Source organism: Serratia sp. YC16 (assembly GCF_009707615.1).
GTDB lineage: Bacteria > Pseudomonadota > Gammaproteobacteria > Enterobacterales > Enterobacteriaceae > Serratia > Serratia surfactantfaciens.
The window spans coordinates 34,292-53,784 of record NZ_WLYN01000008.1 but is presented as its reverse complement, the minus strand read 5'-3'; the positions used below and the strand labels follow the sequence as shown (position 1 = coordinate 53,784).

21 protein-coding genes are annotated in these 19,493 nt (G+C 59.3%); 13 read left to right on the top strand and 8 right to left on the bottom strand.

What is annotated here, in order from left to right:
• The first annotated feature begins 172 nt into the window (after window positions 1-172).
• The 6 genes from cyoA (at window position 173) to GKN89_RS19355 (ending at window position 6,531) form a co-directional block, all read left to right on the top strand.
• Window positions 173-1,123 carry a cytochrome o ubiquinol oxidase subunit II gene (cyoA, locus tag GKN89_RS19380; protein ID WP_004940365.1) on the top strand — a complete coding sequence of 317 codons (951 nt, stop codon included), beginning with the start codon at window positions 173-175 and terminating at the stop codon, window positions 1,121-1,123.
• 3 nt (window positions 1,124-1,126) lie between these two features.
• Window positions 1,127-3,118, top strand: coding sequence for a cytochrome o ubiquinol oxidase subunit I (cyoB, locus tag GKN89_RS19375; RefSeq protein WP_004940366.1), 1,992 nt, complete (start codon window positions 1,127-1,129; stop codon window positions 3,116-3,118).
• Window positions 3,108-3,722: a cytochrome o ubiquinol oxidase subunit III gene (locus GKN89_RS19370; protein ID WP_154747581.1), complete on the top strand. Its 615-nt coding sequence runs from the start codon at window positions 3,108-3,110 to the stop codon at window positions 3,720-3,722. The genes cyoB and GKN89_RS19370 overlap by 11 nt, the downstream gene beginning before the upstream one ends.
• On the top strand, window positions 3,722-4,060 hold the full coding sequence (locus GKN89_RS19365) for a cytochrome o ubiquinol oxidase subunit IV (protein WP_019454195.1): 339 nt from the start codon (window positions 3,722-3,724) through the stop codon (window positions 4,058-4,060). Before GKN89_RS19370 ends, GKN89_RS19365 begins: the two co-directional genes overlap by 1 nt.
• Before the next feature lie 17 nt (window positions 4,061-4,077).
• Entirely contained in the window at window positions 4,078-4,968 is an 891-nt protein-coding gene (gene cyoE, locus GKN89_RS19360; RefSeq protein ID WP_019454196.1) for a heme o synthase, read from the top strand.
• A gap of 198 nt (window positions 4,969-5,166) precedes the next feature.
• Window positions 5,167-6,531: an MFS transporter gene (locus tag GKN89_RS19355; protein ID WP_063918841.1), complete on the top strand. Its 1,365-nt coding sequence runs from the start codon at window positions 5,167-5,169 to the stop codon at window positions 6,529-6,531.
• Window positions 6,532-6,565: 34 nt separating this feature from the next.
• On the opposite strand, the gene GKN89_RS19350 is transcribed toward GKN89_RS19355, so the two are convergent.
• Window positions 6,566-7,057, bottom strand: coding sequence for a YajQ family cyclic di-GMP-binding protein (locus GKN89_RS19350; protein WP_019454198.1), 492 nt, complete (start codon window positions 7,055-7,057; stop codon window positions 6,566-6,568).
• Between the two features lie 182 nt (window positions 7,058-7,239).
• Here GKN89_RS19350 and panE point away from each other — a divergent pair, with 182 nt between their 5' ends.
• Window positions 7,240-8,151 carry a 2-dehydropantoate 2-reductase gene (gene panE / locus GKN89_RS19345; RefSeq protein ID WP_074055229.1) on the top strand — a complete coding sequence of 304 codons (912 nt, stop codon included), beginning with the start codon at window positions 7,240-7,242 and terminating at the stop codon, window positions 8,149-8,151.
• Window positions 8,114-8,704, top strand: coding sequence for a protein deglycase YajL (gene yajL, locus GKN89_RS19340; RefSeq protein ID WP_019454200.1), 591 nt, complete (start codon window positions 8,114-8,116; stop codon window positions 8,702-8,704). The genes panE and yajL overlap by 38 nt, the downstream gene beginning before the upstream one ends.
• 66 nt (window positions 8,705-8,770) lie before the next feature.
• On the opposite strand, the gene thiI is transcribed toward yajL, so the two are convergent.
• Window positions 8,771-10,219 (bottom strand): tRNA uracil 4-sulfurtransferase ThiI, encoded by a 1,449-nt coding sequence (gene thiI, locus GKN89_RS19335; RefSeq protein WP_004940377.1) that lies wholly within the window; start codon window positions 10,217-10,219, stop codon window positions 8,771-8,773.
• 160 nt (window positions 10,220-10,379) lie between these two features.
• On the opposite strand from thiI, the gene xseB reads away from it, so the two are divergent.
• The 4 genes from xseB (at window position 10,380) to GKN89_RS19315 (ending at window position 14,551) form a co-directional block, all read left to right on the top strand.
• Window positions 10,380-10,643, top strand: a complete 264-nt coding sequence (gene xseB / locus GKN89_RS19330) for an exodeoxyribonuclease VII small subunit (RefSeq protein ID WP_015376838.1) — start codon at window positions 10,380-10,382, stop codon at window positions 10,641-10,643.
• A gap of 5 nt (window positions 10,644-10,648) precedes the next feature.
• Window positions 10,649-11,569, top strand: coding sequence for a (2E,6E)-farnesyl diphosphate synthase (ispA, locus tag GKN89_RS19325; RefSeq protein ID WP_019454202.1), 921 nt, complete (start codon window positions 10,649-10,651; stop codon window positions 11,567-11,569).
• Between the two features lie 34 nt (window positions 11,570-11,603).
• Entirely contained in the window at window positions 11,604-13,469 is a 1,866-nt protein-coding gene (gene dxs / locus GKN89_RS19320) for a 1-deoxy-D-xylulose-5-phosphate synthase (RefSeq protein WP_154747579.1), read from the top strand.
• A gap of 107 nt (window positions 13,470-13,576) precedes the next feature.
• Window positions 13,577-14,551: an aldo/keto reductase gene (locus GKN89_RS19315; RefSeq protein ID WP_154747578.1), complete on the top strand. Its 975-nt coding sequence runs from the start codon at window positions 13,577-13,579 to the stop codon at window positions 14,549-14,551.
• A gap of 33 nt (window positions 14,552-14,584) precedes the next feature.
• Here GKN89_RS19315 and pgpA read toward each other — a convergent pair whose 3' ends face one another.
• From pgpA to nrdR, 6 genes are all read right to left on the bottom strand, one after another.
• On the bottom strand, window positions 14,585-15,079 hold the full coding sequence (gene pgpA / locus GKN89_RS19310) for a phosphatidylglycerophosphatase A (RefSeq protein ID WP_019454205.1): 495 nt from the start codon (window positions 15,077-15,079) through the stop codon (window positions 14,585-14,587).
• Window positions 15,072-16,064 (bottom strand): thiamine-phosphate kinase, encoded by a 993-nt coding sequence (thiL, locus tag GKN89_RS19305; RefSeq protein ID WP_019454206.1) that lies wholly within the window; start codon window positions 16,062-16,064, stop codon window positions 15,072-15,074. Before thiL ends, pgpA begins: the two co-directional genes overlap by 8 nt.
• Before the next feature lie 51 nt (window positions 16,065-16,115).
• Window positions 16,116-16,532, bottom strand: coding sequence for a transcription antitermination factor NusB (gene nusB, locus GKN89_RS19300; protein WP_004940384.1), 417 nt, complete (start codon window positions 16,530-16,532; stop codon window positions 16,116-16,118).
• 20 nt (window positions 16,533-16,552) lie between these two features.
• Entirely contained in the window at window positions 16,553-17,023 is a 471-nt protein-coding gene (gene ribE / locus GKN89_RS19295; RefSeq protein WP_004940385.1) for a 6,7-dimethyl-8-ribityllumazine synthase, read from the bottom strand.
• 107 nt (window positions 17,024-17,130) lie between these two features.
• Entirely contained in the window at window positions 17,131-18,240 is a 1,110-nt protein-coding gene (ribD, locus tag GKN89_RS19290) for a bifunctional diaminohydroxyphosphoribosylaminopyrimidine deaminase/5-amino-6-(5-phosphoribosylamino)uracil reductase RibD (RefSeq protein WP_154747576.1), read from the bottom strand.
• A 10-nt stretch (window positions 18,241-18,250) separates the two neighbouring features.
• On the bottom strand, window positions 18,251-18,700 hold the full coding sequence (gene nrdR / locus GKN89_RS19285) for a transcriptional regulator NrdR (RefSeq protein ID WP_004940387.1): 450 nt from the start codon (window positions 18,698-18,700) through the stop codon (window positions 18,251-18,253).
• 176 nt (window positions 18,701-18,876) lie between these two features.
• On the opposite strand from nrdR, the gene GKN89_RS19280 reads away from it, so the two are divergent.
• Window positions 18,877-19,437 (top strand): DUF3251 domain-containing protein, encoded by a 561-nt coding sequence (locus tag GKN89_RS19280; RefSeq protein WP_063918834.1) that lies wholly within the window; start codon window positions 18,877-18,879, stop codon window positions 19,435-19,437.
• Window positions 19,438-19,493: the final 56 nt, after the last annotated feature.

The following is a 19,493-nucleotide window of genomic DNA, read 5'->3' as shown; positions in this document are numbered from 1 at the left end:
GCGTTGTTGTCATTGGTAAATTGTCACGCAGGGTTACATCTGTGACCCCCTTAACAGAAAGTGTCAACAAGCCGCTGACACTCCCTTAAGCATGTTTACAGTACTGCAACCTTCCCGTAAAATGCCCGCACACATGAAACGACAATTGAGCCTTTGTTATTGAGGTCGTTAGATGAGACTTAAGAAATACAATAAAAGTATTGGGATGCTGTCATTAATCGCAGGCACTGTATTGCTCAGTGGCTGCGATATGGTTTTGATGAATCCCAAAGGAGCAATTGGTGTTGAGCAACGGACACTGATTATCACTGCAATCGCGTTGATGTTGATCGTGGTGGTGCCAGTTATCTTCATGGCGTTCGCCTTTGCCTGGAAGTATCGCGCTTCCAACAAAGACGCCAAGTACAGTCCGAACTGGGCCCACTCCAACAAGATCGAAGCGGTCGTCTGGACCATTCCTATCATTATCATCGCCATCCTTGGCACCATTACCTGGAAGACCACCCACGAACTCGACCCGTTCAAGCCGATTGTCACCGACAAGAAGCCGATGACGATCGAAGTGGTGTCGCTCGACTGGAAATGGCTGTTCATCTACCCGGAACAAGGCATTGCGACTGTTAATGAGCTGGCTTTCCCGAAAGATGTTCCAGTCGAATTCAAGATCACCTCTAACTCGGTAATGAACTCGTTCTTTATCCCGCAGTTGGGTGGACAGATTTATGCGATGGCCGGCATGCAGACCAAACTGCACCTGATCGGCAACGAAGCCGGTGCCTACAAGGGCATCTCGAGCAGCTACAGCGGCGCAGGCTTCTCCGGTATGAAATTCACCGCGATTGTTACCCCGACCGAAGGTGACTTCGATCAGTGGGTGGCCAAGGTGAAGGCATCGTCTAAAAACCTGAACACCACCGACGACTTTAACAAACTGGCAGAGCCGAGTGAAAACAACCCGGTTGAGTACTTTGCCGCTGTCAAACCGAATTTGTTCAAAGAAACAATTGCCAAATTCATGGGCGACATGGATATGCACAAGGGCGCTGGCGCGCACGAAGGCATGGACATGAGCCAAGGTATGGACATGGGTGAACATGCTGCTCACGCCGGAGCCGAGGAATAACTGATGTTGGGAAAATTAACACTTGATGCGGTTCCGTACCACGAACCGATCATCATGGTCACCGTAGCCGCAATTATCGTCGGGGGCCTGGCAGTGCTGGCGCTGCTGACGTATTTCGGCAAATGGAAGTGGTTGTGGAGCGAATGGCTGACTTCGGTCGACCATAAAAAAATTGGTATCATGTACATCATCGTGGCGATGGTCATGCTGCTGCGCGGCTTCGCCGACGCCATCATGATGCGTAGCCAGCAGGCGTTGGCGTCCGCCGGCGAAGCCGGGTTCCTGCCGCCGCACCACTACGACCAGATCTTCACCGCGCACGGCGTTATCATGATCTTCTTCATGGCGATGCCTTTCGTGGTCGGCCTGATGAACGTCGTGGTGCCGCTGCAAATCGGTGCGCGCGACGTCGCCTTCCCGTTCCTGAACTCCCTGAGCTTCTGGTTCTTCGTGGTGGGCGTTGTGCTGATCAACATCTCCCTGGGGGTCGGTGAGTTCGCTCAGACCGGTTGGCTGGCGTATCCGCCGCTGTCGGGTAAAGAGTACAGTCCTGGCGTCGGGGTCGATTACTGGATCTGGAGTCTGCAGATTTCCGGTCTGGGTACCCTGCTGACCGGCGTGAACTTCTTCGCCACCATTCTGAAGATGCGTGCCCCTGGCATGCCTATGATGAAGATGCCGGTGTTCACCTGGGCGGCGCTGTGTACTAACGTCCTGATCATCGTTTCTTTCCCAATTCTGACCGTCACCATCGCGTTGCTGACCCTGGATCGCTATCTGGGCACCCATTTCTTCACCAATGATATGGGCGGCAACATGATGATGTACATCAACCTGATTTGGGCCTGGGGTCACCCAGAGGTGTATATCCTGGTTCTGCCGGTGTTCGGTGTGTTCTCCGAAGTCACCGCGACCTTCTCCAGAAAACGCCTGTTCGGCTATACCTCACTGGTATGGGCAACCATCGCGATCACCGTTCTGTCGTTCATCGTCTGGCTGCACCACTTCTTCACCATGGGGTCCGGCGCGAACGTTAACGCCTTCTTCGGTATCGCCACCATGATCATTTCCATCCCGACCGGGGTGAAAATCTTCAACTGGCTGTTCACCATGTATCAGGGCCGCATCAAGCTCAACTCCGCGATGCTGTGGACCGTTGGCTTCATCATCACCTTCTCCGTGGGTGGTATGACCGGCGTTCTGCTGGCGGTGCCGGGCGCGAACTTCGTGCTGCACAACAGCCTGTTCCTGATCGCTCACTTCCACAACGTCATCATCGGCGGCGTGGTGTTCGGTTGCTTCGCGGGCCTGACCTACTGGTTCCCGAAATCCTTCGGCTTCACGCTGAACGAAAAATGGGGCATCCGCGCTTTCTGGTTCTGGATCATCGGCTTCTTCACCGCCTTCATGCCGCTGTACGCATTGGGCTTTATGGGCATGACCCGTCGTATCAGCCAGAACATCAACCCTGAGTTCCACCCTCTGCTGCTGGTTGCAGCCGGCGGTGCGGCGCTGATCGCCTGCGGCATCCTGTGCCAGCTGACCCAGATCTTCGTCAGTATCCGTGACCGCGAACAGAACCGCGATCTGACCGGTGACCCATGGGGTGCTCGTACTCTGGAGTGGTCAACTTCGTCTCCACCGCCGTTCTATAACTTTGCCGTAGTGCCTCAGATTCATGACCGTGACGAGTTCTGGGACATGAAAGAAAAAGGCGAAGCCTATAAGAAACCGGCTAAATACGAACCGATTCATATGCCTAAGAACACCGGCGCCGGCGTTATCATCGCCTTCTTCAGCCTGGTATTCGGTTTCGCAATGATTTGGGAAATCTGGTGGATGGCTCTGGCTGGCTTCATCGGTATGATCGTTGTCTGGATCGGCAAGAGCTTCGATCACGATGTTGACTACTATGTGCAGGTTGATGAAATCGAGCGCATTGAGAACCAACACTACGAACAAATCCGTAAAGCAGGCGTGAACCATGTCAACTGAAACTCTGACCAATCATAACGCAGCCCATGCAGAGCATGGGCACCACGACGCGGGTGAGACCAAGGTCTTCGGATTCTGGATCTACCTGATGAGCGACTGTATTTTGTTTGCGAGCTTGTTCGCGACTTATGCAGTCCTGGTGAACGGGACCGCGGGCGGTCCTACCGGCAAAGACATCTTCGACCTGAAGTTTGTCCTGGTCGAAACCTTCCTGCTGTTGTTCAGCTCCATCACCTACGGCATGGCGATGATCGCCATGAACAAGGGTAAAGTTGGCGGTGTAAACACCTGGTTGTTCCTGACCTTCCTGTTTGGTCTGGGCTTCGTGGCGATGGAAATCTATGAATTCCATCACCTGATCGCCGAAGGCTTCGGTCCGGATCGCAGCGCGTTCCTGTCCAGCTTCTTCGCGCTGGTCGGCACCCACGGTCTGCACGTAACTTCCGGCCTGATTTGGATCATCGTGATGATGATTCAGGTGAGCAAGTTCGGCCTGACTGCGACCAACAAAACCCGCCTGATGTGCCTGAGCCTGTTCTGGCACTTCCTGGACGTGGTCTGGATCTGCGTATTTACCGTTGTCTACCTGCTGGGGGTTATGTAATGAGCCATTCATCCCATGAAACCTCTCACGGCGGCGCAAGCCACGGCAGCGTGAAGTCATACCTGGTCGGCTTTATCCTGTCGATCATCCTGACGGTAATTCCATTTGCGATGGTAATGAACGGCACAGCCTCTCATTCCACCATCCTGGCGGTTGTTGTCGGTATGGCGGTTATCCAGGTGATTGTTCACCTGGTTTACTTCCTGCACATGAACACCTCATCGGAAGAGCGCTGGAACCTGGTGGCATTGCTGTTCACCGCTATGATCATCGGTATCGTTGTTGTAGGTTCACTCTGGATTATGTACAACCTCAACATCAATATGATGGTCGATTAAGAGCTGAGCTGCACGTGATGATTAAGCAATACCTGCAAGTCACTAAACCAGGAATTATTTTCGGCAATTTAATTTCTGTCGTTGGGGGATTCCTGCTCGCTTCCAAAGGGAGCATCGACTATCCCCTGTTTCTCGCCACCCTGGTGGGTGTCTCGTTGGTGGTCGCGTCGGGCTGTGTGTTTAACAACTACATCGACCGCGACATCGACAAGAAAATGGAGAGAACGAAGAATCGGGTGCTGGTAAAAGGCCTGATCGCGCCGAGTGTCACCCTGGTTTATGCGACCGTGTTGGGTATTGTGGGCTTCGCGTTGCTGTATATCGCGGCCAACCCGCTGGCCATGTGGCTGGCGGTGATGGGCTTCGTGGTTTATGTCGGCGTTTACAGCCTGTACATGAAACGCCACTCGGTCTACGGCACGCTGATCGGCAGCTTGTCGGGCGCTGCGCCGCCGGTTATCGGCTACTGCGCAGTGACCAACGAGTTCGACGCCGGCGCGTTGATCCTGCTGGCTATCTTTAGCCTGTGGCAGATGCCGCATTCTTATGCGATCGCTATCTTCCGCTTTAAAGATTACCAGGCGGCCAACATTCCGGTGCTGCCGGTGGTGAAAGGCATTTCCGTCGCCAAGAACCACATCACGGTCTACATCCTGGCGTTTATGATCGCCACGTTGATGCTGACTCTGGTGGGTTATGCCGGCTACAAATACCTGATCGTCGCTGCGGCGGTGAGCGTATGGTGGCTCGGCATGGCGCTGCGCGGTTACAAAACCGAAAACGACAGCGTCTGGGCGCGTAAACTGTTCGTGTTCTCCATCGTCGCCATCACCTCGCTGAGCGTGATGATGTCGATCGACTTCAGCGCCACGGCGGCGCCTGAAGCGCTGGTGACCTACGTTTGGTAAGCCAAATCATCTATGAATGGGCCGCGTATGCGGCCCATTTTATTTGTCACGCCGAAAAGCGCTCGAACTGTAATATCTGTTAAACAACATTCGATTTACCCCCCCTGCCCTGCACACTAAAATGACGCAGCTTTACAGAAATCATGCCATCAGGCGCTGTCTCAACGTCTGATGGCATGGTTTTTACCGAGGTTTGATGTGAACGATAATTCAATGACCCCGCAGGAGCGCCGCGCCACCTGGGGATTGGGCACCGTATTTTCCCTGCGCATGCTCGGCATGTTTATGGTATTGCCGGTGCTGACTACCTACGGCATGGCGCTCAACGGCGCCAGCGAAGCGCTGATCGGCATCGCCATCGGCATCTACGGCCTGGCGCAGGCGGTGTTTCAGATCCCATTCGGCCTGGTGTCCGATCGCATCGGCCGCAAGCCGCTGATCGTCGGCGGCCTGCTGATCTTTGCCCTCGGCAGCGTGATCGCCGCCGTCACCGACTCTATCTGGGGCGTGATCCTCGGCCGCGCGTTGCAGGGCTCCGGCGCCATCGCCGCCGCGGTGATGGCGCTGCTCTCCGATCTGACCCGCGAGCAGAACCGTACCAAGGCGATGGCGTTTATCGGCGTCAGCTTTGGCATCACCTTCGCCATCGCCATGGTCGTGGGGCCTGTCATCACCCACGCTTTCGGCCTGCACGCGCTGTTCTGGATGATCGCCGTGCTGGCGCTGGCCGGCATTGTCATCACCTTGACGGTGGTGCCTTCCGCCGACACCCATCTGTTGAATCGCGAGTCCAGCATCGTGCGCGGCAGCTTCCGCAAAGTGCTGAGCAATTCGCGCCTGCTGAAGCTCAACTTTGGCATCATGTGTCTGCATATCCTGCTGATGTCCAGCTTCGTGGCGCTGCCGCTGGCGATGGAAAAAGCCGGGCTGGCGGCCAGCGAGCACTGGATCGTCTATCTGGTGACCATGCTGGTGTCGTTCGCTGCCGTGGTGCCTTTCATCATCTATGCCGAAAAATATCGCCGCATGAAGCAGGTATTTATGGGCTGCGTGGCGGTGCTGTTCTGTGCCGAAGTGCTGCTGTGGCTCTCCGGCATGCACCTGTGGGGCATCATCGCCGGCGTGCAGCTGTTCTTTATGGCCTTCAACGTGATGGAAGCCATTCTGCCTTCGCTGATCAGCAAAGAATCACCGGCCGGCTACAAAGGCACGGCGATGGGGGTCTACTCCACCAGCCAGTTTATCGGCGTGGCGATCGGCGGCAGCCTTGGCGGCTGGCTTTACGGTTTGCAGGGGGCAGGCTTGGTGTTTATCGCCGGCGCCGTATTGGCTGCAGTCTGGTTCCTGGTCAGCAGCACGATGAAAGAGCCGCCGTATGTCAGCAGCCTGCGCATTACGCTGTCGGAACTGGCGGTGAAGGATTCGGCGCTGGAAAGCCGCCTGAAGGCGCAGCCCGGCGTGGCCGAGGCGATCGTGGTGCCGGAGGAGCGCAGCGCCTACGTCAAGGTGGATACCAAGCAGACCAATCGCGGTCAGCTGGAAGCGCTGGTCAATTCGCTGTAAAGAATCAGGGCCGGCAATGCCGGCCCTGTAGAGATTAATCGCGGAAGTTCTTGAACTGGAACGGCTGCCCCAGATCGCCGCCGCGCACCAGCGCCATCACGCTCTGCAAATCGTCGCGCGACTTGCCGGTCACCCGCACTTCTTCGCCCTGGATCTGCGCCTGCACCTTCAGCTTGCTGTCTTTGATCAGCTTGACGATTTTCTTCGCCACGGTGGTTTCAATCCCCTGCTTCAGCTTGGCTTCCACGCTGTAGGTTTTACCGCTGTGGGTAAATTCTTCCGGGATCTCCAGCGCGGCGCCGTCGATGCTGCGCTTGCTCAGCTTTTCGCGCAGAATGTCGAGCAGCTGCTGCACCTGAAAATCAGACTCGGTGGCAACCTTGATGCTTTGGTCTTTCTCGTTTAGCTCAAAGCTGGCCGGCACGTTGCGAAAATCCCAGCGGGTGCCGAGATCGCGGGTGGCGTTCTCAACGGCGTTACGCACTTCCTGCATATCAATTTCGGAAACGATGTCGAAAGATGGCATACTTCTTCCTCCTGAATGAGTGCCTAATAGCTTAGGCGATTTTGATGCCGAGCATGATAACCGCTTTGCCGCCTCAGACAAAATCTGCTGAACGCACGCAGGGATAGCGCTTCGGGCTGCCATAAAGCCTATAGTTAATTCACGGTAATTGAGCGGTATTCCCGTGTTTCCAAGGAGACTGAATGAAAATAACCATTCTTGGTTGCGGCGCGCTCGGACAACTGTGGCTCTCCCGGCTGTATCAGCAGGGCCACGATGTACAGGGATGGCTAAGAGTGCCTCAGCCTTTTTGCGCCGTGAACGTGATAGAGCCGGAAGGCGTCTCGTTCAATCGCAATCTGCCCACCAACGATCCGGAGCATCTGGCGCAAAGCGAGCTGCTGCTGGTGACGCTGAAAGCCTGGCAAGTGTCCAGCGCGGTCAGCGCGCTGCTGCCGAAGCTTAACCCCCAGTGCGCCATCTTGCTGCTGCACAACGGCATGGGCACTCAGGAGGAGCTGCCGCCGAACGGCCAGCCCATTCTGCAGGGCACCACCACCCACGCCGCGCGCCACGAAGGCAGCACCATTATTCACGTCGCCACCGGCATCACCCACATCGGGCCGACCTCGCCGGCCGCCCAACGCCTCAGCCACCTGGCGGAAGTGCTGCATCAGGCGCTGCCCGACGTCGCCTGGCACAACAACATCGCCTCGGCCAACTGGCGCAAGCTGGCGGTCAACTGCGTGATCAACCCGCTGACGGCGCTGTACGGCTGCCGCAACGGCGATCTGCAGCGCTACCCGGAGCAGATCGAAACGCTGTGTCGTGAAGTCGCCAGTGTGATGGCGATGGAGGGTTACCACACCTCTTGCGAAGGCCTGATGCAATATGTCATGGACGTAATCCACAGCACCGCCGACAACGTTTCGTCGATGCTGCAGGATATCCGCAGCCAGCGGCACACCGAGATCGACTACATCACCGGCTACCTGCTGCGCCGCGCGCGCAGCCACGGCCTCACGCTGCCGGAGAATGCGCGACTGTTTGAACTGATTAAACGAAAGGAAAATGAATATGAGCGTATCGGCGCTGGTCTGCCTGGCACCTGGTAGTGAAGAAACCGAAGCCGTCACCACCATCGATCTGCTGGTGCGGGCGGGCGTAAAAGTCACCACCGCCAGCGTTGCCGGCGACGGCGAGTTGACTATCGTCTGTTCGCGCGGCGTCAAACTGCTGGCCGATGCGCCGCTGGTGGCGATCGTCGATGAGCCTTTCGACGCCATCGTACTGCCCGGCGGCCTGAAGGGAGCGGAATGCTTCCGCGACAGCCCGCTGCTGGTGGAAAAGGTGCGGCAAATGCATCTGCAGGGCAACATCGTCGCCGCCATCTGCGCAGCGCCTGCGCTGGTGCTGCAGCACCACGATCTGTTCCCGGTCGGCAACATGACCGGCTTCCCGGGCCTGAAAGACCAGATACCGGCGGATAAATGGATGGAACGCCGCGTGGTGTACGACGCTCGCGTTAACCTGCTCACCAGCCAGGGGCCGGGCACCGCAATGGAGTTTGCGCTGAAACTGATCGATCTGCTGCTTGGCAAGGCCAAGGCGGCGGAGATCGCCGCGCAGCTGGTGTTGATCCCCGGGATGTACGATTTCCGCGACTGAACGATTTGCCGATAAAAAAAGGGCTGAACACCGGTTCAGCCCTTATCGTTTATGGCGCTCCACGCGTTACGGGCGATAAACCTTCACGTTGCTGAAACCCTGCTCCAGCAGGTACAGCGCCTGCAGACGGCTCATCACGCCGCGCTCGCAGTACAGCAGATAGGTTTTGCTCTGATCCAGATCGCCGAACTGGGTGCTCAGCTTGTAGAACGGCAGCGCTTTCACTTCAACCTGTTCCAGCTGCAGCGGCTTCTCTTCCTGTTCGTCGTTGGAACGGATATCCAGGATCACCTCGTCGGCACCAAAGGCCGCGACGGTTTCCACCTCGGTCACCTGCTCCTGCGCCTGCTCGGCGATAGAGCGAATATCGACGTTCTTGGCCTCGCTCACCACCCGATCGAGAATGCTGAAATCGAAGTGGCTCTCTTCCTCTTCTATCTTGGCCTTGACGGCTTTCACCGTCGGGCTCTTCGAAATCACGCCGCAATATTCCGGCATGGTTTTGGCGAAGTCTTCGGTGCCGATTTCGCGCGCCAGCTTGATGATGTGCTCTTTATCGTGCGAAATCAGCGGACGCAGGATCAGGGTGTCGGACGCGTTATCGATCAGACGCAGGTTGGTCAGCGTCTGGCTGGAGACCTGCCCCAGCGCCTCACCGGTCACCAGCGCCTGCACGCCGTAGCGTTCGGCCACTTGCGAAGCGGCACGCACCATCATGCGCTTGAGCACCACGCCCATCTGACCGTCGTCGACTTTCTCCAGGATCTCACCCACCACCGGCTCGAAGTCGATGGCGACGAAGCGCACCTTGTGCGAACTGGCGAAACGATTCCACAGATAATGCGCCACCTGCTTCACGCCGATCTCGTGCGCGGCGCCGCCCAGGTTGAAGAAGCAGAAGTGCACGCGGCAACCGCGACGCATCAGCATATAGCTGGACACGCCCGAGTCGAAACCGCCGGAAATCAGCGACATCACGTCTTCCTGGGTGCCGACCGGGTAACCGCCGATGCCTTCGAGACGGCGTTTGACCAGCATCAGCTTGTCGTCTTCGATCTCCAGGTTTACCGTGACCTGCGGGCGGGTCAGGTTAACGCGCGCGCTCTCGATATGCTGATTCAAACCGCCGCCGACGTAGCGCTCCACGTCCTGCGAGTTGAACGCCTGCTTGCCGCGGCGCTTGACGCGCACGCAGAAGGTTTTGCCTTCCAGCTGGGCGCGGTAGGCTTCCAGCGTCTGCTCGAAGATGTGGTGGATATCGGTATAAGCGCGATCTTCCACTTCCAGAATATGGTGGATGCCGGGAATGCGCGTCAGCGCGTCGGCAATGATCGGCCGCTGGTTTTCATCTTTGGCGCGAACTTCGATATGATCCCAGTGACGGACGACCGCCAGCGTTTCATCATACTGCTTCAGGACGTTGCGAATATTGGTCGAGAGAATCTTGATAAAGCGCAAGCGCACAGATTGGCTCTTGATGGTGATTTCCGGGAACAATTTAATGATAAACTTCATGGCGGTCTTTGTTGTCAGATAAGAATTACGGCGCGGAGTATATCACCATATCGCCGTGCTCTGCGCACAAAACCACACATGAGCGCCATGATTTGCTAATCAAGATCCGCTAGGATAGGCTCTGGCACCACGGTTCACATGATGACGTAAAAAGAAAATTATGCCGAAAAAACCAGCACAATCAGCCAGTACAGAGCAAACTGCCAGCTTTGAAAGCGCCCTCGGCGAGCTGGAAAGCATCGTGACGCGTCTGGAGTCAGGCGAACTGCCGCTGGAAGACGCGCTGAACGAATTCGAACGCGGCGTGCAGCTGGCGCGTCAAGGCCAGCAAAAACTGCAGCAGGCGGAACAGCGTGTGCAGATACTCCTTAACGACAGCGCCGATGATGCGGCGCTGGCGCCTTTCACACCGGATGCCGAGTAACCGACATGTCTGAAATCGCCCCATCGGCCGCTTTTGCCGATCAATTGCAGATGTTCCGCCAGCGCGCAGATCGCGCGCTGCTGGATTTCATCGCCCCGCTGCCGTTCAATGACGGCAACATGGTGGCGGCGATGCGTCACGGCGCCTTACTGGGCGGCAAGCGCCTGCGCCCGTTCCTGGTGTACACCACCGGCCAGATGTTCGGCGTGTCGCTGACCAACCTGGACGCGCCGGCGGCGGCGGTGGAATGCATTCACGCCTACTCGCTGATCCACGACGATCTGCCGGCGATGGACGATGACGATCTGCGCCGCGGCCAGCCGACCTGTCACATTAAATTCGGCGAAGCCAACGCTATCCTGGCCGGCGATGCGCTGCAAACGCTGGCATTTTCAATCCTGGCCGATGCCGAGATGCCCGACGTGGCGCTGCGCGATCGGCTGGCGATGGTCTCCGAACTGGCGAGCGCCAGCGGCGTAGCCGGCATGTGCGGCGGCCAATCGTTGGATCTGGAAGCCGAAGGCAAGCACGTCGACCTGCAGGCGCTGGAGCAGATCCACCGCCACAAAACCGGCGCGTTGATCCGCGCGGCGGTGCGACTGGGCGCGCTGAGCGCCGGCGAAGCCGGACGAGCGGCGCTACCGCAGCTGGATCGTTACGCCGCTGCGGTCGGCCTGGCGTTCCAGGTGCAGGATGACATTTTGGACGTTGTCGGCGAAACTGAGAAAATCGGTAAGCGCCAGGGAGCGGACCAACAACACGGAAAGAGTACCTACCCGGCGTTACTCGGGCTTGACAGCGCGAAAGCAAAAGCGTGGGATCTCTATCAGGAAGCATTAGCTGCATTAGACACTTTGGCAGCGCAATCTTATAACACAGCGCCATTGCGAGCGTTAGCCAGCTTCATTATTGAACGCGACAATTAACGTGTGACGTTAACTCCTCTGATATGAGTATCGAATGAGTCTTGATATAGCCAAATACCCAACCCTGGCGCTAGCGGAAAACCCCGAGGAACTCCGTTCGCTGCCCAAAGAGAGCTTGCCGAAGCTGTGCGATGAGCTGCGGCAATACCTGCTGAACAGCGTCAGTCGTTCCAGCGGCCACTTTGCCTCCGGGCTGGGTACCGTCGAACTGACGGTGGCGTTGCATTTCGTCTACAACACGCCGTTCGATCATCTGGTGTGGGACGTCGGCCACCAGGCCTACCCGCACAAAATTCTGACCGGTCGCCGCGACCGCATCGCCACTATCCGGCAAAAGAACGGCCTGCACCCCTTCCCGTGGCGCGCCGAGAGCGAATACGACGTGCTGTCGGTCGGCCACTCGTCGACCTCGATCAGCGCCGGCCTCGGCATGGCGGTGGCGGCGGAGCGTGAGGGCAAGGGCCGCCGCACGGTGTGCGTGATCGGCGACGGTGCCATCACCGCCGGCATGGCGTTCGAAGCGATGAACCACGCCGGTGACATCAACCCGGACATGCTGGTGGTGCTGAACGACAACGAGATGTCGATCTCGGAAAACGTCGGCGCGCTGAACAACCATCTGGCGCAGCTGCTGTCCGGCAAACTTTACTCCACCCTGCGCGAAGGCGGCAAGAAAGTGCTGGCCGGCGTGCCGCCGATCAAGGAGCTGGTGAAACGCACCGAAGAGCACCTGAAAGGCATGGTGGTGCCTGGCACGCTGTTCGAAGAGCTGGGCTTCAACTACATCGGCCCGGTAGACGGGCACGACGTGCAGGGGCTGGTCGCCACGTTGAAAAACATGCGCGATCTGAAAGGCCCGCAGCTGTTGCACATCATGACCAAGAAAGGCCGTGGTTACGCGCCGGCGGAGAAGGACCCAATCAGCTTCCACGCGGTGCCGAAGTTCGATCCCGCCAGCGGCACGCTGCCGAAAAGCGCCGGCGGTCTGCCGACCTATTCGAAAATCTTCGGCGACTGGCTGTGTGAAACCGCCGCCAAAGACAGCTCGCTGATGGCGATCACCCCGGCGATGCGCGAAGGCTCCGGCATGGTGCAGTTCTCCCGCGACTATCCGCAGCAGTACTTCGACGTGGCGATCGCCGAGCAGCACGCGGTCACCTTCGCCGCCGGGCTGGCGATCGGCGGCTACAAGCCGGTGGTGGCGATCTACTCCACCTTCCTGCAGCGCGCCTACGATCAGTTGATCCACGACGTGGCGATCCAAAACCTGCCGGTGATGTTCGCCATCGATCGCGGCGGCATCGTCGGTGCCGACGGCCAGACCCACCAGGGGGCGTTCGATCTGTCGTTCATGCGCTGCATCCCGACCATGGTGATCATGACGCCGAGCGACGAGAACGAATGCCGCCAGATGCTGTATACCGGCTATCACTACAATGCCGGCCCGAGCGCCGTGCGTTATCCGCGCGGCACCGGCACTGGCGCGGCGCTGGAGCCGCTCAGCCTGCTGCCGATCGGCAAAGGCGTGGTGCGCCGCCAGGGGGAAAAGATCGCCATTCTCAACTTCGGCACCCTGCTGCCGGAGGCCGCGCAAGCGGCGGAAGCGCTCAACGCCACGCTGGTCGACATGCGCTTCGTCAAACCGCTGGACGAGGAGCTGGTGCTCGAACTGGCCGCCAGCCATGACGCGCTGGTCACGCTGGAAGAGAACGCCATCATGGGCGGCGCCGGCAGCGGCGTCAACGAACTGCTGATGGCCAAACGCCGTCCGGTGCCAGTGCTGAACCTCGGCCTGCCGGACAGCTTCGTCTCGCAGGGCACCCAGGAAGAGCTGCGCGCCGATCTGGGGCTGGACGCAGCCGGCATTCAGCGCCAAATCGAAACCTGGCTGGCGCAGTAATCGCCGCCCGCGCCTGAAAAAACGCCTCCGCTCCCGGGGGCGTTTTCGTTTCAGCCCTCCGGGATCCGCGCTACAGTTACTGTCTGAGTTGTGAATGGGAGGCAAGCATGAAGTACCTGAAACTGGGCAACACCGATCTGAACGTCTCGCGCATCTGCCTGGGTTGCATGACCTATGGCGAACCGAACCGCGGCAATCACGCCTGGACGCTGCCGGAAGAGAGCAGCCGCCCGCTGCTGAAACAGGCGCTGGAAGCCGGCATCAACTTTTTCGACACCGCCAACAGCTATTCCGACGGCAGCAGCGAGGAGATCCTCGGCCGGGCGCTGCGCGACTATGCCCGGCGCGAAGACGTGGTGGTCGCCACCAAGGTCTATTTCCCGCTGAGCAATCTGAAGCGCGGTTTATCGCGCGCCAACATCATGCAGTCCATCGACGACAGCCTACGGCGCCTGGGCACCGACTATGTCGATTTGCTGCAGATCCACCGCTGGGATTACGAAACGCCGCTGGAAGAGACGCTGGAAGCGCTGCACGAGGTGGTGAAAGCCGGTAAGGCGCGTTACATCGGCGCCTCCTCGATGTACGCCTGGCAGTTCGCCAAGGCGCTGTACACCGCCGATCTGCACGGCTGGACGCGCTTCGTCAGCATGCAGGATCAATACAACCTGATCCAGCGCGAAGAAGAGCGCGAAATGCACCCTCTGTGCGCCGCCGAAGGCATCGCCGTGCTGCCGTGGAGCCCGCTGGCGCGCGGCCGCCTGACCCGCCCCTGGGGCGAAACCACCGCGCGGCTGGTTTCCGACCAGTTCGGCAAGAGCCTGTATGAGGAAACCGAAGGCATCGACGCCATCATCGCCGAACGCGTCGCCAGCCTCGCCGAAGAACGCGGCGTCTCGCGGGCGCAGATCGCACTGGCCTGGCTGCTGAACAAACCGGCGGTCAGCGCGCCGATCGTCGGCGCCTCGCGCAGCGAACAGCTGGACGACGCCATCGCCGCGGTCGATTTGAGTTTGTCGCCGCAAGAGGTGGCAGAACTGGAGACGGCTTACGTGCCGCATCGGGTGACGGGGTTTGAATAAAGAGCAGCGGGCGCGAAACACCGCGCCCGTCTGTCAGAACAACCCGATCGGCCAGTGGTGCCCAATCAAGTAGATGATGCCGGCGGACAACACGCCGGCGATGATGTCGTCGACCATGATGCCCATGCCGCCATGCACGTTGCGATCGAACCAGCGGATCGGCCACGGCTTCCACATGTCCAAAATGCGGAAGATGACGAAACCGGCGGCGACCCAGCGCCAGTCGTTGACCGGCAGCGCCATCAGCGTGATCCACATGCCGACGAACTCATCCCAGACGATGCTGCCGTGATCGTGCACCTTCATGTCTTTCGCCGTGCGATGGCAAATATAGACGCCGATGCAGATGCTGAACATCACCGCCAGCGAGTAGAGCTGCCACGGCAGTTGGATCAGCAACAGCCAGAACGGGATCGCCGCCAGCGATCCCATGGTGCCCGGCATGATCGGCGACAAACCGCTGCCGAAGCCGGTGGCCAGCAGGTGCCACGGATTGCTCATCCGCAGCCGACGCTTGGCTTCATCCATGGTTGCCCGGCTCCGCATTGAAATGGTCGAACCCGACCCAGTCCAGCTCCACCGCCTCGTCGTTGCGATAATAGCGAATGCCTTCAGACAGCGGGCCAATCTGGCCGATACAGGTGTAGTCGGCCCCGAGATGGCTCAGCGCCACTTCCAACGCGCCGCGGTTGATTTCCGGCACGGTGAAGCACAACTCGTAATCTTCGCCGCCCGCCAGCGCCCAACGCAGCGCCTGCTCGGCATCCGCGTGGCTGCTCAGCGCCTGCGACATCGGCAGCTCGTCCAGCACGATGCGTGCGCCACAGTCGCTGGCCTTCAGGATGTGTTTCAGATCGGAGATCAGGCCGTCGGAGATGTCGATCGCCGAGCTGGCCAGATCGCGCAGCGCCTGCCCCTGCAACACCCGCGGCTGCGGGCGCAGATGGCGAGCGATCAGGTAATCGCGCGCCGCCGTATCCGTCACCGCCAGACGATCCTGCAGGATCGCCAAACCGGCGGCGCTGTCGCCCAGCGTGCCGGTCACGTAGATCCAGTCGCCGATGCGCGCACCGCTGCGGGTCAGCGCCCGGCCGGCCGGGATCAGCCCCTGAATGGTCAAGGTCATGCTCAGCGGGCCGCGCGTGGTATCACCGCCGATCAGCTGCATGCCGTAATAGTTCAGCTGATCGAACAGGCTGTCGCTGAAGGCCTTCAGCCAGGGTTCGTCCACCTCCGGCAGCGTCAGGGCCAGCGAAAGCCACGCAGGATCGGCGCCCATCGCCGCCAGATCGCTGAGATTGACCGCCAGTGCTTTGTAACCAAGATCGGCCGGATCGATGTCCGGCAGGAAGTGAATGCCCGCCACCAGCGTATCGGTACTGACGGCCACCAGCTGTTTTTCCGGCACTGCCAGCAGTGCGCAGTCATCTCCAATGCCCAACTGTACATCCCGGCGCACGCGCTTAAACCGGTCAAAATAGCGGGCAATGAGGTCAAATTCGCCGCATGCCATATCGATATTCCACTAGAAGAAATTAAGGCCGGGGATACCGGCCTTAATGTTTTACTTTTTCTTGCGAAGGGTTGGCGCCACTTTATCCAGCACCCCGTTCACAAACTTGTGGCTGTCTTCCGCGCCGAAGGTTTTCGCCAGTTCGATCGCTTCGTTGATCGCCACCTTGTAAGGGACATCCTCGCGCATTTTCAGTTCAAACAGCGCGACGCGCAGCACTGCGCGCTCCACCTGGCCCAGCTCTTCGAGCTGACGCGACAGGTATGGCGCCATCAGTTCGTCCAGCATACCTGCATTCACTGCCGCGCCGGACAGCAACTCGCGAAAATAGGCGACGTCAACATCTTTGACATCCTGCTCCGTCAGGAACTGGTGTTCAACATCGGCAAGGTCGTTTTTAGACAACTGCCAAGAGTAAAGCGCTTGAACAGCGCACTCACGAGCGCGGCGACGAGCAGCAGGTTTCACGGAATTCCCCTTAACTAAATTCAGGCTTTAATAGCTTTGATAACATTAATCATTTCAAGTGCGGTCAGCGCGGCTTCAGCGCCTTTGTTGCCCGCTTTGGTGCCGGCGCGTTCGATCGCCTGTTCGATGCTTTCGGTGGTCAGCACGCCAAAGGCAACCGGGATTTCGGCATTCATCGCAACGTTGCCGATGCCGGAGCTGGCTTCGCCCGCCACATATTCGAAGTGCGCGGTGCCCCCACGGATAACGGTGCCCAGCGCGATAACCGCGTCGTATTTGCCGGTTTTGGCCAATACGCTCGCCGTCAACGGCAGCTCGTAAGCGCCCGGGACCCAGACAACGGTGATGTTGTCGTCAGCAACCTGACCAATGCGTTTCAGCGCGTCGATGGCACCTTCCAGCAGGCTGTCGTTGATGAAATTGTTAAAACGTGCAATTGCGATCGCCACACGGGCATTTGGAGTAGCAACAACACCTTCGATAACTTTCATGGGCTTTCCTTAAAAATGGGTTCAATACCCCGCAGGGGGGCGGATTCTATCATATTCTTTCATCGCCTGCGCGGCGCTTTTGTAAAACCGGCGCGCGGGCGCGAGATTCAGTGTTTCGCCCGCAGGCGCAAACGCAGATCGGGGCCAACCTGCCGCACGTCGCTAAAGACGAATTCCGGCGCGTCGGCCAAATGCTCCAGGCCCGGCAAATGACACAGGCCGCGGCCATTATCGCCCAACAGTTTTGGCGCGATGTACAAAATGAGCTCATCCACCAGGCCGGCCTGCAGCAGCGCACCGGCCAGCGTCGCCCCCGCCTCCACCCAGATTGAATTCACCTGGCGCTTGGCCAACAGCATCATCATCACCACCAGATCGACCCCGCCGCCGTGCGCCGGGCAGATGAACTGCTCGACGTCTTGCGGCCAGGCCTGTTCATCCGCTTGCTGGCGCGCCAGCCAGGTGGCGCCAGGCTGCTGCACCACGCGGTGTTGCGGGGTAATGCGATTTTGGCTGTCCAGCAGGATGCGCAGCGGCTGACGCAGATTTTCGCGCGGATAGAGGCGCTGGGTTTCGGCGTCCAGCTCATCCCAACGCACCGTCAGCGACGGATCGTCCGCCAGCACGGTGGCGCTGGTGCTGAGAATCGCGGCGCTTTGCGCGCGCAGGCGCTGCACGTCCTGACGCGCTTCGGGTGAAGTGATCCACTGGCTTTCGCCGGAGGCCATCGCCGTGCGGCCATCCAGCGACGCGCCCAGCTTCAGCTGTACATAGGGGAAACCGGTGCGCATGCGTTTGAGGAAGCCCAGGTTGACCGCTTCGGCTTCGGCCAGCATCAGGCCATGACGCACCTCGACGCCGGCCTGCTGCAGCTTGTACAGCCCGCGCCCCGCCACCTGCGGATTGGGATCTTGCATCGCCGCGACCACCCGCGTCACGCCGGCGGCCACCAGCGCATCGGCGCAGGGCGGCGTGCGGCCGTGATGGCTGCACGGTTCGAGCGTGACATAGGCGGTGGCGCCGCGCGCCTTGTCGCCCGCCATGCGCAGCGCATGCACTTCCGCGTGCGGCTCGCCGGCGCGCAGATGATAGCCTTCACCGACAATTTCGCCGTCGCGCACGATAACGCAGCCGACGTTCGGATTGGGCGCAGTGGTGAAACGCCCCAGCCGCGCCAGCTCGAAGGCGCGCGCCATGTAAAATTCGTCGTGATGCATGAAAGATCCTTTAGTCTTGCAGGCGGGCGATCTCTTCGCCGAACTCGCGCACGTCTTCGAAGCTGCGGTATACCGACGCAAAGCGAATGTAGGCCACCTTATCCAGCTTTTTCAACGCGTCCATCACCAGATTGCCGACTAATTTGGTCGGCACTTCGCGTTCGCCGGTGGCGCGCAGTTGGGATTTGATATGGTTAAGGGCGTTTTCCACGTCGTCCGAGCTTACCGGGCGCTTCTCCAGCGCTTTCAGCATGCCGCGACGCAGCTTGTCTTCGTTGAACGGCTCGCGCACCTCATCGCTTTTAATCACTCGCGGCATCACCAACTCGGCCACCTCGAAGGTGGTGAAGCGTTCATTGCACACCAGACACTGGCGGCGGCGGCGCACTTGCGAACCGTCCCCCACCAGGCGGGAATCAATGACTTTGGTATCAACGGCGGCGCAGAAAGGGCAATGCATAACACGTCCTGATAAACTTTTTTTATAGATAAATGCAGTTTAACCCGAAGTGCAGCCACAACAAAGGGCGGCGGCGATTTGTTGCGACAGGCGGCGGGAAGGCGGCGTCGATATGACTTTCACCTCCATGCGGGCTAAGCTTGATAGCAGGAGATTCAGCATAGGACATCGCCCTCATGACAACCCGTTACCCCAAAATCGGCCTGCTCGCCATCGCCCTGTTGTTGGCGGGCTGCGCGCACAACCCCGCCGTGCCACAGCTGCGCCATCAGGTCGCCGCACTGAACCAGAAAGTGAGCGTGCTGACCGACCAAACCACCGCGCTGGAGCGACAGAATCTGCTCAATCAGCACTCCGACAACGGCGTCTACCTGCTGCCGGCGGCCCGCAGCGCCGCCCGTTTGCAAAGCGGCATCGGCGAGCTGAGCGTTTCACTGAGCCACATCAAGAGCGAAGCCAACGGCACGCAGGCGCAACTACATGTGCGCATCCTCTCACAGGCCACGCTGCCGCCGTTCAAAGCGGTGGTGGAATGGGGCCAGTTGGACGAGGCTACCGGCCGGCCGTTGACCGCCGAGGCGCTGTCGCAACCGATCGCCAGCGCCGACTCGCTGCTGCCGAAACCCGGCCAGGACTTCGAGCTGCGCTTCAGCGGCCTGACGCCGGAACAATTGGGCTACATCCGTCTGCACAGCCTGGTTTCGACCGCCCAGCCGGCGGTGGTGCAGCCGCGCTGAAACCGAGGCAAAAAAAAGGAGCGCCCATCGGCGCTCCTTCTCATTTCGCTGAATAC

Bases quoted from the DNA above. Each gene is read 5' to 3' on its own strand.
- ribE (WP_004940385.1), bottom strand. From the start codon at position 17,023: ATGAAAGTTATCGAAGGTGTTGTTGCTACTCCAAATGCCCGTGTGGCG.
- thiL (WP_019454206.1), bottom strand. From the start codon at position 16,064: ATGGCATGCGGCGAATTTGACCTCATTGCCCGCTATTTTGACCGGTTT.
- GKN89_RS19315 (WP_154747578.1), top strand. From the start codon at position 13,577: ATGAAGTACCTGAAACTGGGCAACACCGATCTGAACGTCTCGCGCATC.
- xseB (WP_015376838.1), top strand. From the start codon at position 10,380: ATGCCGAAAAAACCAGCACAATCAGCCAGTACAGAGCAAACTGCCAGC.
- cyoE (WP_019454196.1), top strand. From the start codon at position 4,078: ATGATTAAGCAATACCTGCAAGTCACTAAACCAGGAATTATTTTCGGC.
- cyoB (WP_004940366.1), top strand. From the start codon at position 1,127: ATGTTGGGAAAATTAACACTTGATGCGGTTCCGTACCACGAACCGATC.
- ispA (WP_019454202.1), top strand. From the start codon at position 10,649: ATGTCTGAAATCGCCCCATCGGCCGCTTTTGCCGATCAATTGCAGATG.
- panE (WP_074055229.1), top strand. From the start codon at position 7,240: ATGAAAATAACCATTCTTGGTTGCGGCGCGCTCGGACAACTGTGGCTC.
- GKN89_RS19365 (WP_019454195.1), top strand. From the start codon at position 3,722: ATGAGCCATTCATCCCATGAAACCTCTCACGGCGGCGCAAGCCACGGC.
- GKN89_RS19280 (WP_063918834.1), top strand. From the start codon at position 18,877: ATGACAACCCGTTACCCCAAAATCGGCCTGCTCGCCATCGCCCTGTTG.
- thiI (WP_004940377.1), bottom strand. From the start codon at position 10,219: ATGAAGTTTATCATTAAATTGTTCCCGGAAATCACCATCAAGAGCCAA.
- dxs (WP_154747579.1), top strand. From the start codon at position 11,604: ATGAGTCTTGATATAGCCAAATACCCAACCCTGGCGCTAGCGGAAAAC.
- ribD (WP_154747576.1), bottom strand. From the start codon at position 18,240: ATGCATCACGACGAATTTTACATGGCGCGCGCCTTCGAGCTGGCGCGG.
- cyoA (WP_004940365.1), top strand. From the start codon at position 173: ATGAGACTTAAGAAATACAATAAAAGTATTGGGATGCTGTCATTAATC.
- GKN89_RS19370 (WP_154747581.1), top strand. From the start codon at position 3,108: ATGTCAACTGAAACTCTGACCAATCATAACGCAGCCCATGCAGAGCAT.
- nrdR (WP_004940387.1), bottom strand. From the start codon at position 18,700: ATGCATTGCCCTTTCTGCGCCGCCGTTGATACCAAAGTCATTGATTCC.
- pgpA (WP_019454205.1), bottom strand. From the start codon at position 15,079: ATGGATGAAGCCAAGCGTCGGCTGCGGATGAGCAATCCGTGGCACCTG.
- GKN89_RS19350 (WP_019454198.1), bottom strand. From the start codon at position 7,057: ATGCCATCTTTCGACATCGTTTCCGAAATTGATATGCAGGAAGTGCGT.
- yajL (WP_019454200.1), top strand. From the start codon at position 8,114: ATGAGCGTATCGGCGCTGGTCTGCCTGGCACCTGGTAGTGAAGAAACC.